The organism is Pseudovibrio sp. Ad37, assembly GCF_001623075.1.
Taxonomy (GTDB): Bacteria; Pseudomonadota; Alphaproteobacteria; order Rhizobiales; family Stappiaceae; genus Pseudovibrio.
In genome coordinates this window covers 100,506-115,289 of sequence record NZ_LMCF01000067.1, presented here as the reverse complement: position 1 = coordinate 115,289, position 14,784 = coordinate 100,506, and the positions used below count along the sequence as shown (strand labels likewise).

Annotated in this window: 12 protein-coding genes and 1 tRNA gene; 4 read left to right on the top strand and 9 right to left on the bottom strand. The window is 51.1% G+C overall.

Annotation, left to right across the window (positions count from 1 at the left end; translation table 11 throughout):
- Window positions 1–87: 87 nt before the first annotated feature.
- From PsAD37_RS12645 to rpiA, 7 genes are all read right to left on the bottom strand, one after another.
- The gene (locus PsAD37_RS12645; protein ID WP_153039736.1) at window positions 88–1,755 is read right to left on the bottom strand and encodes an NAD+ synthase; all 1,668 of its coding nucleotides are present in this window, start codon (window positions 1,753–1,755) and stop codon (window positions 88–90) included.
- 154 nt (window positions 1,756–1,909) lie between these two features.
- Window positions 1,910–2,434: a response regulator gene (locus PsAD37_RS12640; protein ID WP_208860384.1), complete on the bottom strand. Its 525-nt coding sequence runs from the start codon at window positions 2,432–2,434 to the stop codon at window positions 1,910–1,912.
- Between the two features lie 165 nt (window positions 2,435–2,599).
- Window positions 2,600–3,970: a class II 3-deoxy-7-phosphoheptulonate synthase gene (locus PsAD37_RS12635; protein WP_063296443.1), complete on the bottom strand. Its 1,371-nt coding sequence runs from the start codon at window positions 3,968–3,970 to the stop codon at window positions 2,600–2,602.
- A 352-nt stretch (window positions 3,971–4,322) separates the two neighbouring features.
- A complete protein-coding gene (locus PsAD37_RS12630) occupies window positions 4,323–4,949 on the bottom strand; it encodes a gamma-glutamylcyclotransferase family protein (protein WP_063296442.1) in 627 nt (208 codons plus the stop codon).
- A 99-nt stretch (window positions 4,950–5,048) separates the two neighbouring features.
- A complete protein-coding gene (gor, locus tag PsAD37_RS12625) occupies window positions 5,049–6,428 on the bottom strand; it encodes a glutathione-disulfide reductase (RefSeq protein ID WP_063296441.1) in 1,380 nt (459 codons plus the stop codon).
- Window positions 6,429–6,592: 164 nt separating this feature from the next.
- Complete coding sequence (locus PsAD37_RS12620) at window positions 6,593–7,108, bottom strand: DUF2059 domain-containing protein (RefSeq protein ID WP_057466051.1); 516 nt, start codon at window positions 7,106–7,108, stop codon at window positions 6,593–6,595.
- A 54-nt stretch (window positions 7,109–7,162) separates the two neighbouring features.
- Window positions 7,163–7,852 carry a ribose-5-phosphate isomerase RpiA gene (rpiA, locus tag PsAD37_RS12615; RefSeq protein ID WP_063296440.1) on the bottom strand — a complete coding sequence of 230 codons (690 nt, stop codon included), beginning with the start codon at window positions 7,850–7,852 and terminating at the stop codon, window positions 7,163–7,165.
- Between the two features lie 238 nt (window positions 7,853–8,090).
- Between rpiA and PsAD37_RS12610 the strand changes: the two genes are divergently transcribed.
- The 4 genes from PsAD37_RS12610 to PsAD37_RS12595 all read left to right on the top strand — a co-directional run bounded on the left by PsAD37_RS12610 (window position 8,091) and on the right by PsAD37_RS12595 (window position 10,951).
- Window positions 8,091–8,774 (top strand): HAD hydrolase-like protein, encoded by a 684-nt coding sequence (locus PsAD37_RS12610; protein WP_084407753.1) that lies wholly within the window; start codon window positions 8,091–8,093, stop codon window positions 8,772–8,774.
- 250 nt (window positions 8,775–9,024) lie between these two features.
- Window positions 9,025–10,299 (top strand): MFS transporter, encoded by a 1,275-nt coding sequence (locus PsAD37_RS12605; RefSeq protein WP_063296474.1) that lies wholly within the window; start codon window positions 9,025–9,027, stop codon window positions 10,297–10,299.
- Window positions 10,300–10,438: 139 nt separating this feature from the next.
- Window positions 10,439–10,514 (top strand) — tRNA-Val (locus tag PsAD37_RS12600).
- Between the two features lie 254 nt (window positions 10,515–10,768).
- Window positions 10,769–10,951: a hypothetical protein gene (locus PsAD37_RS12595; protein ID WP_057466048.1), complete on the top strand. Its 183-nt coding sequence runs from the start codon at window positions 10,769–10,771 to the stop codon at window positions 10,949–10,951.
- 57 nt (window positions 10,952–11,008) lie between these two features.
- Here PsAD37_RS12595 and trpB read toward each other — a convergent pair whose 3' ends face one another.
- The gene (gene trpB / locus PsAD37_RS12590; protein WP_063296439.1) at window positions 11,009–12,226 is read right to left on the bottom strand and encodes a tryptophan synthase subunit beta; all 1,218 of its coding nucleotides are present in this window, start codon (window positions 12,224–12,226) and stop codon (window positions 11,009–11,011) included.
- A 704-nt stretch (window positions 12,227–12,930) separates the two neighbouring features.
- The gene (locus PsAD37_RS12585) at window positions 12,931–14,514 is read right to left on the bottom strand and encodes an ABC transporter substrate-binding protein (protein WP_063296438.1); all 1,584 of its coding nucleotides are present in this window, start codon (window positions 14,512–14,514) and stop codon (window positions 12,931–12,933) included.
- Window positions 14,515–14,784: the final 270 nt, after the last annotated feature.

The window sequence follows — 14,784 nt, the reverse complement described above, 5'->3', positions numbered from 1 at the left end:
AGGCGTGATGCTTGCCTGAGCACCAGAGATCAAGTCCAGAGCGCGGCCTGCTTGTTCTTAAAGTAAGATCTCAAGCCGCGTGTGGTTCTAGGTTCGATCCCGGAAACGATTGGTGATTGGGTAGCGACGATCGCGCCCAAAGTTCTTTAGTGTGATTTTGACACCCGGTGCAGCCTGACGACGCTTGTACTCTGCGATGTAAAGAAGGTGTTCGACTCGATGGATGGTTTCTACAGAGTGGCCGCGCTTGGCGATCTCGTCAAGGCTCAACTCTTTTTCAACGAGACAATGCAGGATGTCATCCAGAACATCGTATTCTGGCAAGCTGTCCTGATCGGTCTGGTTTTCACGCAGCTCAGCTGTTGGCGCTTTGACGATGATGTTGTTCGGGATCACCTCACCCGCTGGCCCCATAACACCTGCCGGATGGTTTTTGTTGCGCCAGTCAGACAGACGATAAACCTCGGTCTTGTAAAGATCCTTGATCGGGTTGAAGCCGCCATTCATATCCCCATAAAGGGTGGCGTAACCGACAGACATTTCTGACTTGTTGCCGGTGGTCACAACCATGGAGCCGAATTTGTTGGATACAGCCATGAGGATGACACCGCGAGAACGGGACTGCAGGTTTTCCTCGGTGATACCGCTCTCAGTGCCTGCAAATACGCCAGCCAGCGTCTGCTGGAAGCCCTCGACAGGCTCTGCGATTGGAATGGTATCGTACTTCACCCCAAGTGCATCCGCGCAGGCCTTGGCGTCCTTGATGCTTTCCTCGGAGGTGTAGCGGTATGGTAGCATGATGCAGTGAACACGATCAGCGCCCAGAGCATCAACGGCCATGGCCGCACAGATCGCACTATCAATACCGCCGGACAGGCCCAGCACCACGCCGGGGAAGCCATTCTTGTTTACGTAGTCTTTCAGGCCAAGCACGCAAGCAAGCCAGTCTGCTTCCTGTGTATCTGGCATTGGAACGATGCGAGTTGGTTTTGCGAACCACAGACCTTCTGCATCTTTATTGAAGTCGAGGTAATCTGTTTCCTCGGTGAACTGACCGAGTTGCATCACCAATGAGCGATCATGATTGAGGGCAAAGGATGCGCCGTCAAACACGAGCTCATCCTGACCACCAACCTGATTACAATACACGAGCGGAAGGCCCGTTTCGACAACACGAGAGAGCATGATCTGCATGCGCTCATCTATTTTATCGCGGTAGTAAGGAGACCCATTTGGAACCAGCAGGATTTCAGCGCCTGTCTCTTCCAGACATTCGCAAACCTCATCGGACCAAGTGTCTTCACAAATCGGAACGCCAAGGCGCACACCACGGAAACTCATCGGACCCGGATTGGGCCCAGCATCGAAGACACGCTTTTCATCGAAAACGCCATAGTTTGGCAGGTCGACCTTGTAACGCAGGCCCTCAATGTTGCCGTTGTCGAGCAGTGCGACGGCGTTGTAGAGCTTATCCTCTTCGGCCCATGGCAGGCCAACGAGCAGTGCGGGACCACCATCAGCCGTTTCTTTTGCCAAGCCTTCCAGTTCACGCTTACAGGCAGCTACGAAGGCTGGCTTCAAGACCAGATCCTCTGGCGGATAGCCAGCCAGAAACAGCTCAGAATACAAAACCAGATCAGCGCCTTGTTCGGCGGCCAGCTTTCGGTGATGACGCACTTTCTCAGCATTACCGGAGATATCACCAAGGCAAAGGTTGGCCTGTACGACGGCCAAACGGAACTGGTCTTTAATCATCATATAAACTTCAAAGGCTTTAGTGGATGGAAGGGGTGGCCCTGTTTGCTTCGAGCTTTAATAGCTTTGGTTCTCGTGTACCGCGTTTTTGTAGCAGAGAAAAGTCGATCCATCACATAGTTGACGGTTGAGGAAAGGATTCACAGGGTGAAAATCAATCTGACGACTTCTTCTTCACCTGCCCAGAATCTTTCGCCTTTGCCATGAGGTCCAGATGCTGTTGCAGCCTTGTGCCCATTGGCATCTGTGCCATGTCCCTGGCCTGAATAGGCTCATCCCCCTGCATCACGATGGCCTTCAGGCGATCATACAGAATTGCGGGCGCGATTGGTTTGGCAAGGAAGTAATTTACGCCAGCATTGCGCGCCGCCACAACAACGGAACGGCGGGAATCAGCCGTGATGACGATTACCGGGGTCTTGGCAATTTCAGAATCTTCGTCCTGCCTGAGAATACGGAGGAAGTCATTGCCATCAATCGGGTGCATGATCCAGTCGCACAGCACAATATCAGGCCTGCGGTCCAGCAGAATTGCGATCGCATCCGCCCCGTCGCCTGCTTCGTAGATGGAACGCACGCCAAAGCCGGAGATCATAGTGCGCAAGATGGAACGCATGTAGTTGTTGTCATCCACAATAAGGATTGAATAGCCAGACAACAAAGAATCGCTCTGAAGCAACAAACTCTCCCTGAGGGCGAAAAAACCTAGAAAAACATCGGGCAATGAAAGGCAGGAGGCACATCATTCCAATTTTCTATGTGCTTCGCATATAAATATTTATCAAAAAAAGAGGGGCTGCACAATGTGCAACCCCTGATCATCATATGAATACTCTAGATAGAGTTAAGTGTTCACTGCAAGGCGCGTATCAGATTCTTTTCTGAGGTTCTCTGCGATTTTGAACGCCAGCTCCAGAGCCTGATCCGCATTGAGGCGAGGATCGCAATGGGTGTGGTAACGATCACCGAGTTGTTCTGCGGACAGCGCGCGTGCACCACCGGTACATTCGGTCACATTACGGCCAGTCATTTCGACGTGAACACCACCTGCATGAGTGCCTTCAGCGCGGTGAACCGCGAAGAATGCTTCTACTTCACGCAGAATACGCTCGAACGGACGCGTTTTGTATCCGTTTGCTGTGATGGTATTGCCGTGCATCGGGTCACAAGACCAAACAACTTTCTTACCCTCACGCTCAACAGCGCGTACCATAGCTGGGAGATGTTCGAACACCTTGTCCTGACCGAAACGGGTGATCAGTGTCAGACGACCAGCTTCGTTTTCAGGGTTCAGAACGTCGATCAGCTTGATCAGCTCTTCAGGATCAAGAGATGGACCACATTTGAGGCCAATCGGGTTCTTGATGCCACGGAAGAATTCAACATGTGCATGATCCAACTGACGCGTACGATCACCGATCCAGAGCATATGGCCGGATGTTGCGTAACATTCGCCAGTGGTGGAATCGATGCGTGTCAGCGCTTCTTCGTAGCCCAGAAGCAATGCTTCGTGACTGGTGAAGAAATCGGTGGAACGCAGCTGTGGTGTATTGTCGGGATCAACACCGCAAGCACGCATGAAGGAGACAGCGTCGGAAATACGATCTGCCATTTCCTGATAACGGTGTGCCTGCGGGCTGTCTTTTACGAAGCCGAGCATCCACTGATGGACGTGATCCAGATTGGCAAAACCACCTTGCGCGAACGCACGGATCAGGTTCAACGTCGCAGCAGACTGACGGTAGGCTTTCACCTGACGCTCAGGGTCCGGAATACGAGACTCTTCGTTGAACTCGATACCGTTGATGATGTCACCACGGTAGCTTGGCAGTTCAATATCGCCCTTCTTCTCAATATTGGAAGAACGTGGTTTTGCAAACTGACCAGCAATACGGCCCACTTTTACAACTGGCTGCTGCGCACCATAGGTGAGCGCCACGGCCATTTGCAGGAATGCTCTAAAAAAGTCGCGAATGTGATCAGCGTGATGCTCTGCAAAGCTCTCCGCACAATCACCACCTTGCAAGAGGAATCCACGCCCCTCGGCAACATCAGCGAGCTGCGCTTTCAACTTGCGCGCCTCACCTGCAAACACGAGCGGCGGATAAGTTGCTAGGCGACTTTCAACGTCTGCCACTGCTTCCTTATCTGGATAGTCCGGTACCTGCACGATCGGTTTTGATCGCCAGGAATCCGGTGTCCATTTGTCCGCCATTTTAAAACTCCATCAATACGGAATGCTGCCAGCGCGCCCTATGCGCCTCTCTTTGGCAGCGTTAATTCTTTGAGCTATTCTCATCATGAGACAAAAGCCCAGAAAGGCTTATACACGCAGCCCGTTTATCTGACTAGGGGGACGTATACGTTGTTTTATCGCTGTAGGTTGAGGATACCTCAAAAAAATCAGGCCTTATGAGAATCCATCAAACCAATTTGCTTTAGAGCTACTATGTTCTAATAAATTAGAACTTGATAGACAATTATTTCAAAGCGCCCTTCAAGATCGCAGATGAACACTTGTGTAAAGATACATGAAGCGTTCACACTCGCGAACCATGAACCTAATTTCAGCGATTTAAATATTGAGCATTCACAGATTTCAGCAGATCGTCAATCGTTGCCGCAAGTTCTTTGGACAGAACAATAGCACGCGGATAAAACGGCTCTGAGCGATCATTTAGGATTGGTACACGATCCCAGCCGTCCGTGGTTTCCATGAAGTGCAACAATCCTTCATGCCCCCACAGGCGATGGAATCCAGCCATGACGCAGTCAACATAGCTTTGCAGGATTGGGTGCTCGTCATTGCCCCAGTGCGCGTACTGATCCTGCACCTGATAAAGGAACGTGTCTGATGGCATCTGCCTGCCACAGTCGGGCACGAAACTATCATCGCAGAGGGATTTGCGGTTATAATGCCATTCACGTTTATCCAGCGCCGGCAGGTTTGCTTTTGTATCAAGCACCATCGCACCACGAATGACAGAGCCCTCTTCACGACGGACACCCAATGCGCAGACACCAACGCCTGACATGCGGCCATTGCCTTCTTTGCCTTTGGAGCAGCCACGCCATTCCCGCTTCCAGCCACTCAGCTGTCCAGCAACCACAGTCGTGCCTGCGGGCAATGTTTCTTCATTTACGAGTGAGCCATAACCAAAATAGCAAATCTGGTCCTGTGTGAGGTCAGTCACGGGTATTCCTATCAAAACGAGAAAGATGCCCTGCTCCAGATGCAGGACAAAAAAGAACCGCTAGCAAAGACTAGCGGTTCTTTGAAAGTCGACTAAAGTTTAATTCTTGCGGATACGCTCAGATGGTTCGCGCATTGTCACCAATTCTTCTGCAGCAGTCGGATGCACCGCAATGGTACGGTCGTAGTCCGACTTGGTGGCGCCCATGGACAGGGTCACGCCGATGATCTGGATAAGTTCGCCAGAGTCTGGACCCATGATGTGAATGCCGAGGATTTTGTCGGTATCCGCATCCACCAGCATCTTGAGGAACATCTTGCCAGGTTTGCCAGAAAGGGTGTTCTTCATCGGACGGAAGGATGAGGAATAGATATCGATGTTGTCGAAGCGCGCCTCAGCTTCTTCCTGCGTTAGACCTGCAGTGCCGATCTCAGGCTGCGAGAAGACTGCGGTCGGGATCATAGAGTGATCGACATGCCACTCCTTGCCACCATAGGTGCTGTCTGCGAAAGCATGGCCTTCACGAATCGCAACTGGCGTCAAGTTGGCACGGTTGGTGACATCGCCCACAGCAAAGATGCTTGGCACAGAGCTCTGACTCTGCGGAGTAACGACGATTGCACCGGCTTTGTCGAGTTCAACGCCAGCCTCTTCGAGACCGAGGCCTGCCGTGTTCGGGCGACGACCGATTGCGTAGAGAACCTGATCGGCTTCAATCACTTCACCAGCGTGCGTCGTGACTGTCAGACCGCCCTCATGCTTCTCAATGGATGCAATGGTGGACTTGGTTTTTACGGTGATGCCCTTTTCCACCATCTGCTCATGCAGGCCAGTGCGCAGGTCCATATCAAAACCACGTAGGATTTCTTCACCGCGATACAGAAGCGTGGTCTCTGACCCCATACCGTTGAAAATGCCAGCGAACTCAACGGCGATGTAACCACCGCCGACGACGACTGTTCGTTTCGGGAACTCAGAGAGATGGAAAGCTTCATTAGATGTGATGGTGTGCTCACAGCCAACAAGGCCTGCGTCAACGTTTGGAGTTGCGCCGACAGCGACAAGAATGCGCTCAGCGGTGATGACCTGATCGGTAGAAAGCAAGCGAACGGTGTTCGGGCCTTCAATCACTGCGCGGCTGTCATGCAGCTCTACGCCGGATTTATCGAGATTGCGGCGATAAATGCCTTCCAGACGAGTAATTTCCTTGTCTTTATTCTCGACAAGCTTATCAAAGTCGAAGGTTGGCGTGCCGTTCAGGCTCCAGCCATACCCGTCCGCATTTGCGAATTCTTCGGTGAATTTAGACGCATAGACAAAGAGTTTTTTGGGAACACAGCCGCGGATAACACAGGTCCCGCCGTAGCGAAATTCTTCAGCAATACCGACACGGGCGCCATGGGTTGCTGCGATACGCGCTGCACGTACACCGCCTGAACCGGCCCCAATAACAAAGAGATCGTAGTCGAAATTAGTCATTACAGCCCACTTTCGTTTGCAATAAACCTTATGCAACGACGTTTCGTTACGCTCTAAGGTCTTGTCTTATAAAAACGTAGGCTCAGATTTGGGCCAGATACGCCCAAATTTCAAGGGGCGTATCTGATCTAACTGTTCATTTTGGATTGCGATTTCGTGATCGCTTATTGAGCAGCCATTTCAGCAAGTTTCTTCCGTGAAATTGCAACCATATCGGTGCTGACTGCATCACTCCATTGCTTTGCAGCACCGATCGTCAATGCAGACAGTGTACCCGACAGGTCAGCAAGACGCTTACCGGTGTCGGAGTTGTAGAAGGTTGCGATTTCATTGAGCTGCTCTTCAGAGAAACGACGAGCCCAAACTTCGTAGATCACACGATCCAGCTCCTGACGGCGCGGGATAAGTTCAACAGCAGCTTCGTTCACAGCGATGTCGATCTCAGCGCTCATTGCCGGATTAGAACGAATAAACAGGGTACGAGTACGCTCTGCAACATCTGGAAGGATGTTATCGAAGTTCTCGATGGACTTTGTTGCACGAACAGCCGCTTTTGCAGCTTCGATGTGGCTTTCAGAAATGGAATTGTCCTGAGCCATAACCGGGCTGGAAATCAGCACACCAGCAACAACCAGTGATGCAACACCTGCAATTGCTGCAGACTTGAACTTAGCGAGCATAAAATGGCTCCCCTATATTTTAATCAGCTGTCCTAAAATGACTGTCTGGACAGCTTAAGGTTCCAAGACACGAATTTCATCAGTACCGGCAACATAGGCCCGTGCTGCCATATCAATAAACAACCCGTGCTCAACGACACCTGGAATAACTTCCAGACGTTTTGCCAGTGACTTCGGATTGCTGATTGCCTGTAGGTGGCAATCAAGGATGTAGTTGCCGTTATCGGTTACAAGTGGCTTTTCCCCTGCCATACGCAGGATCATCTCACCTTGCAGCCCCTCAGCGTCCAAGCTGTTTTGCATCATCTGGCGAGTAGCCTCAAGTCCGAACGGAACAACCTCCACGGGAAGCGGAAACTTTCCGAGGGTATCAACAATTTTGCTCTCATCAGCAATCACAAGCATGCTTCCGGAAGCCGCCGCAATAATTTTTTCACGAAGCAGCGCTGCGCCGCCGCCTTTGATAAGGTTTAACTGCGGATCAATTTCATCCGCCCCATCGATAACCAGATCCAGCACTGGCGCTTCATCCAGCGTGGTCAACGGCACTCCAAGCTCGTCGCAAAGAGCTTGAGAATAAGATGAGGCTGGCACGCCGATGATTTCAAAGCCATCCTTCACCATCTCTGCCAGAAGGCGGATCAATTCGTTGACTGTTGATCCGGAACCTATCCCCAACTTCATGCCGGGCTTAACTTCCTTGAGTGCTGCAGCTGCGGCCTGCGCCTTCAAACTCATTGCCATCTGACTAATTTCTCTTCCCCAGACCCAAAGCTTGTTCGGAAACGTTCACAGACAAGAACAATTCTGCCTAGTTATTGCGCTTGGGTCTACTGTGACATAACTCCTGCTGATTACCATGAGGTGTGTGTCCCGCCAAGCAGCAATCCACCCAACACACTATAGGTTTTCCTCGCAAATTGACTTCACGGTGAATTTCGGTAGTGTGGCGCAGATTTTCTCAACAGAAACGAGCTTAAGTATGACAACACCAGTTCTGGTTTTCGACCTAGACGGTACTCTCCTGGAGACCATGGGAGACCTCACAGCGTCGATGAATCATGTTTTGGTAGAAGCCGGGTTTGAAGCCATTGAGCCTGAACGGGTCAGGAAAATGGTCGGCGCTGGCGTGAAAGTGCTGATGAGCCGTGGGCTCGAAGCAAGCAAGATTGAAGTGACGGATGAAGTTCTGGAACCATTGCTTGCCAAGTTTATTCGCTACTACGAGACACATATTGCAGACAAGACCCATGCATTCCCGCAGGCGCTGGAAACAGTTGCACGGCTGAGAGATGCTGGCTGGAAAACAGCTATCTGCACAAATAAACTGGAAAAACTGGCTAAACCGCTGGTTCGGGCCATGGAAATGGAACACCTGTTTGATGCTGTTGTGGGCGGAGACACGTTCTCCAAGAACAAGCCAGATGCGATGCCAGTCTTTGGTGCAATCGACATTGCCGGTGGCTCCCGCGCAGGCTCCATTTTCATTGGCGATTCCAAGGCTGACATCAACGCTTCACGTAACGCTGGCCTGCCCGTGATCGCCGTAGATTTCGGTTACACAGACATTCCTGTACGCGAATTGGGGCCTGATGTGGTGATTTCTCACTACAACCAGCTGGAAGCGGCAGTCAAAGAGTTGAGTGCCGAGAACGCACCGACCTAACTCTCTGATTTAGATACAAGATACTCTGCCGCCCCTGTTCGTTCAGTGGGCGGCAGTTTTATTTACAGCCGCAAATCCGTCTCAATTCCCCCACGTAATTCCCATCAATAAATCACTGCTTGGATCGAATTTTCGCTTAATGCAGTCACATTCCCCTGCGAAACATTCAGTCAATCGGAAAGCTCTGTTTTCCTAGAAACAACGTCAATACAGGAACACTGTGCCGCATCAGGTGCAGGTCAATGGCTGCATGGTTAAAGCTTCACTCGTTTCTCTGTTTGCGATCATTCTGGCTAGTGCGCTTGCGCAACTGGCGAGCTCTGCTTTGCTGACAAGCTTGCCGCTTCAGATCGCCAGCATTGGCGGCTCTGCCTCTCAAGCTGGCCTTGTGGCAGGGGCTTACTCTCTTGGCTTCATGGTTGGATGTATGCGTGGTGTACGCATGATCAACCGGATCGGACACATCAGGGCCTTTGCTGGCGCTGCTGGTTTGACAGCTCTTCTTGTTTTGCTTTTCAAGAATACAGAGAGCATCATTTTCTGGACTGTACTCAGGTTCTTCATGGGGGCGGCATTTGCGGTTTTGTTTGCCACAGCTGATGCATGGCTGAATGAATCTATCAAAGACGAAGTTCGTGGGCGTATTTTATCTGTGAACTCCATTGTGATTGGTGCAATGGCCATTCTCTCACAGATTTTCGTTGCCAAATTCACCGAGGTTCCATTGCAAATGCTGGAACTGCTCAGCGCCGTTCTGCTCGCAGCTGTTGTATTGCTTTGCATGACCCGCTCTGTGCCACCACGCACATACAAAGCAAAGCGCATTAAATTCAAAGAAATCTGGGCTCAGTCTCCTGTGGCTGTGCTGGGCGCTTTTGCTTCCGGTGCTATTGTCACCAGTCTTTTGACCATTGTGCCCTACTCCCTGTCCAAGGCCGGGGTTGGAGGCAGCACTACGGCTCTTATGATTGCGATGATCTATATTGGTCGTCTGATGTTCCAATGGCCTTTTGGTTCTCTTGCTGACCGCATGGACCGCAGATGGCTCATTCTTGGTTCTTCGGCACTAATCACCGTCATCATGGTGACCTTCCTGATTGCTGATCCGTTCACGGGCTGGAACTCCGGTTTCCTGCACAATTACCATCTGTTGAGCATGCTGGGTCTGGTGCTGGTTGTTCTTGGAGGCCTCTCCTTCCCGCTGCAATCTATCTGCGTGGCTCACGCATTTGAACGGAAACCAGAAAGCAGTGTTGCGTTGTCGACCTATCTGCTTTTCATCTGGGCTGCGGGCAGTGTTGCAGGTCCAACACTCATCAGTATCCTTGCGCCAGTGCTTGGTTCCAAGACGCCTGATCTCATTTTGATTGGCCTTAGCGGTTCGCTTGCTCTGTTCACCGCCTATCGGCTTTATGTGGCGAAGCTGTTCTTTGTTCGTCGTTCGCCACGCAAACAACTCCTAAGTGTGAGCAACATGCCTTATGCAAATTATCACCAAGCTCAACCCTCTGAAAAATATAAGTAATACAAAGCCTATGGTGTCAACGGGGCCGCCTCCAGCGATATATTTGGAATTCTTTTGGGAAAAGTTTCTTCAGGGGCTTGCGAGAACCCGTCAAAGGCCCTAAACACCTCCTCACGCCACACGGCGTACCACCCTACGGGGGCGATTAGCTCAGTTGGTAGAGCGCTTCGTTTACACCGAAGATGTCGGGAGTTCGAGTCTCTCATCGCCCACCATTTCTTCTTATGAAGACTTTAAGTCTCCCGATTATTCGCGGAGGCTTTTTTATTTTCTTCCATTGTTTTCCTTGTACACACACTCTGCCTCCCCATATTGCCCCAGAGGGTTTGGAAACATGTTGTGCCTTGGCGTTTTCGTGGTGCACATCACAACTCTTTGTTTTGAAGCAGAAATTCTTTGAAAGTCTGAAGCAGTTTTTCTAAGATGGGCTTCTGAAATTTGGGCAGTTTTAAAGGTCAGGATCACGTCTATGAACCGGATTTTTTTGTTTATCGGCAAGACTTTTGCAGCGTCTGTGATGCTGTTCTTTTTCGTGGTTGTTTTCCAAACCGTGATGTATGGCGGCCCGGCGCGTGATGTTGCAGCCTTTATCTCAGGTGCAGGCGGTGTTTCTTACACTTCTTTTGTCGCGATCCGAAATCGGAACGCCTGATCAAGTCATTCGATCCGCATTAAGAAAGGGAGCCGAAGCCCCCCTTTTCTGTCCTTCTTATATTTTCAGATCTTCGCCTGTGCCAAAGTTGTCGGCGACATAATCCAGATCCTTATCACCACGCCCTGACAGATTGACGAGGATTGTCTCTCCCGGACACTCCTTAGCCAACTTCATCGCATACGCGACTGCGTGAGAGCTTTCCAGTGCAGGAATGATCCCCTCATAACGCGAGAGTGCCCAGAAGGCTTGCAAAGTCTCATCATCGGTCGCTGAGGTGTAGTGCACCTTACCGATATCATGCAGGTAGGAGTGCTCAGGTCCAACGCCTGGGTAATCCAAACCAGAGGCAATTGAATGCACAGGCGCAGGGTTGCCTGCTTCATCTTCCAGAACACGGCACTTGAAGCCATGGAGCATGCCCGGTTTGCCGAATGTCATGGTTGCTGCGTGCTGCCCGAGCTCAGGTCCCTTACCCATTGGCTCAACACCGTGCAGTTTGACTGAGTTATCCTGAATGAAGCCAGAGAAGAGGCCCATTGCGTTTGAGCCGCCACCAACACATGCCACAGCATGGTCTGGCAGATTGCCGGTCATTTCAGTGAACTGCTCACGAGCCTCGATGCCCACGATCTGCTGGAAGTCGCGCACCATGCGCGGGAACGGGTGCGGACCCACTACAGAGCCGATTGCGAACAGCGCCTCATCGGCCTGCTCCAGATAGGATGTGAACGCTGAGTCCACAGCCTCTTTCAGGGTACGACCACCGAAACCAACCGGTACGAGTTTTGCACCCAATAATTGCATACGGACGACATTTGGGTGCTCTTTCTCGATATCCACTTCACCCATGTGAATTTCGCAGTCGAGTTCAAAGTAAGCTGCAGCTGTTGCTAAGGCCACGCCGTGCTGGCCTGCCCCGGTTTCTGCAATGAGCTTCTTCTTGCCCATGTGCTTTGCCAGCAGAGCCTCTGCCATGCAGTGGTTGAGCTTGTGGGCGCCGGAGTGGTTCAGGTCTTCCCGCTTTAAGTAAATGTTCGCGCCTGAGCCAATCCGGTTGGACAGGTTGCGTGCATGCGAGATGGGGGTCGGGCGGCCCTGAAAGTGCTTGCGGATGTAGCGCAGCTCATTGATATAGGAGGCATCGCCAGAGATCTTTTCGTAGGCTTTCGCGATCTCTTCGAACTGAGGCACCAGCTCAGGCGGCAAGAATGCACCGCCATACTCACCAAAGTAGCCTTCTTTGTTCGGGAACTCTTTTAAATAATTGTCCATCAGCTCACGCTCTCCCAGCCCATTATCTATATGTATGAGACTGATGCTACTTTAAGCCGTGCGGGGCAATCCATCTGGTAATTGGAACTAGTCACTGATTTCTTGGCAGATAAACAAGCACTTAAAGCACCGCATGGCCTTCCATGCAGTGTTGGAACAGAGTTCCCGGAAATCGGGATGAGCAAGGCGGCAGGCAATACCTGCGCTGTTTGTTAAGTTAGTTTCTTCGGCATTGGCTACACGCCTTGCCCGGGCTTTCTTATAATGAACAACGTCGCCTCTTTTGCCTATAAGGTACGATAGTCAGTTTCCTGAAAAGACAGTGGCTTATCCAGTCAGGTTTCCCTGCTCAGACAGTTCCTCCGTCTTTGACAGACACGTTCAGCAAAAGTGGATTTCCCACCGGTGCATCTGCATCCGTCACCGCGTGATACCCTATAGTCCTGGGCCCTTCCCCTCAAACCATGCGGTCACGTTTGAAGTTCGGTTCACCGGACCACTGAAAGGTGCGTTACGTCTTCCAGAAGCCCCGCCCAACCTACGACATACTGACGGTCGCTCCGCCAGTAGCCCGTTACGTAGGCATGCGCTTAGTATGGGCATGATTTCGAGCCAGGGGGATAAGTTTTTACACACCCGCATACAAAAACAAAAAAACCCCGGCACATGGCCGGGGCTTTTCGTATTCCAGAGAGAACTCTGAATTACTTGAGGTCAACGCCGTAGAAGATGTGACCACCGAATGGATCGATCTTGTAGTTTTCAACCTTCACAGAGATAGGCTCAGAAACAACAGAGTGAGCGATGGTTGCCCATGGAGCTTCACGCTTGAAGACCACTTGTGCCTGCTCATAGAGCTTGGTACGCTCAGCAACGTCAGCAGTTACTTTCGCTTTCTGGATCAGGTCTTCAAATTCAGCGTTACACCACTGAGCGCGGTTGGAACCACCAACACCGTCACAGCCAAGAAGAACTGCGAGGAAGTTGTCCGGGTCACCATTGTCACCAGTCCAGCCGAGCAGAACAGCACCGTCACGGTCCAGCTCTTTAGAGCGCTTCAGGTACTCACCCCACTCGTAGGAAACGATCTCAACGTCAACACCAACCTTCGCGAAGTCGCCCTGAATAACTTCAGCCATACGACGTGCGTTCGGGTTGTATGGACGCTGAACAGGCATCGCCCAGATCTTCATCTTCAGATCTTTAACGCCTTCCGCTTCCAGAGCAGCTTTTGCAGCAACCGGATCATATTTATCATCCTGAAGGTCTGCATTGTAAGACCAGATGGTTGGCGGAATTGGGTTGGAAGCGACTTTACCAGCACCCTGGAACACCGCACCCAGAATTGCCTGCTTGTTGACAGCCATGTTCAGCGCTTTACGCACCTTTGGATTGTCGTAAGGCGCCTGCTGGGTGTTGTATGCCAGATACCCAACGTTCAGACCTTCCTGCTGCATGAGGTTGATCGATGGATCTTCCTTCATTGCTGCAATGTCAGCAGGGTTTGGATAAGTCATCACATGACATTCGCCAGCTTTCAGCTTCTGATAGCGAACGGATGCATCAGGAGTGATCGCGAATACCAGATTGTCGATTGGTGCTTTGCCAGCCCAGTAATCCGGGTTTGCTTTATAGCGAATGATCGCATCTTTCTGATAGCCAACCAACTGGAATGGGCCGGTGCCTACAGGGTTCTGATCGAATGCATCCTGATTGTTCATCATCTTCTCTGCATATTCAGCAGAGTGAATGGAAGCAAAATCCATCGCAAGGTTTGCGATCATCGGAGCTTCTGGACGGGTCAGAACGAACTTCACAGTGTAGTCGTCTACCTTCACGATCTCTTTGATGAGATCAGGCATGGACATTGCGTTGAAGTATTCGTAGTTACCGCCGGAAACGCCGAAATATGGGTTTTCTTTGTTGCCCTGACGGTCGAAGGAGAAGATCACGTCGTCCGCGTTGAAATCACGCGTTGGAGTGAAGTCTTTGGTGGTGTGGAATTTTACGCCCTTACGCAGCTTGAAGGTGTATTCCTTACCATCTTCAGATACGTCCCAGCTTTCAGCCAGTGCCGGAGCAATGCTTGTTGTACCGCGCTCAAACTCAACCAGTTTGTTGAAGATCTGGCGGGAAGACGCATCAAATGTTGTGCCTGCTGTGTAGAGCGCTGGTGTGAAGCCCTCAGGAGAACCTTCTGAGCAGTATACCAGTGTTTTGGCCATGCCTGGTGCAGCAAACGCCATTGTTGCAGCCAACACACTGCCCATAAGAATTGATTTTTTCATTTCTCGTGTCCCCAATCACCTAAAGTGAATGCAAAAGCCAAGGCCTTTGATCATTTATCGAAGCTGCTTGATGCAGTTCTTCTCATAGGATTTTGCAGCGCCACACCGCAGGCTCACCTCAAGCCTACGAACCTCTTCTCAAAGAAGAAGCCATGTTCAGAATGATTTCAGGAAGAAATAGCGCGGATAGAGCACAAAATACCTCCCTCCGCTGCATTGTGTCCTCCCCAGCACACCCCATATGCAACAGCTGCAAACGGGAGTACCATA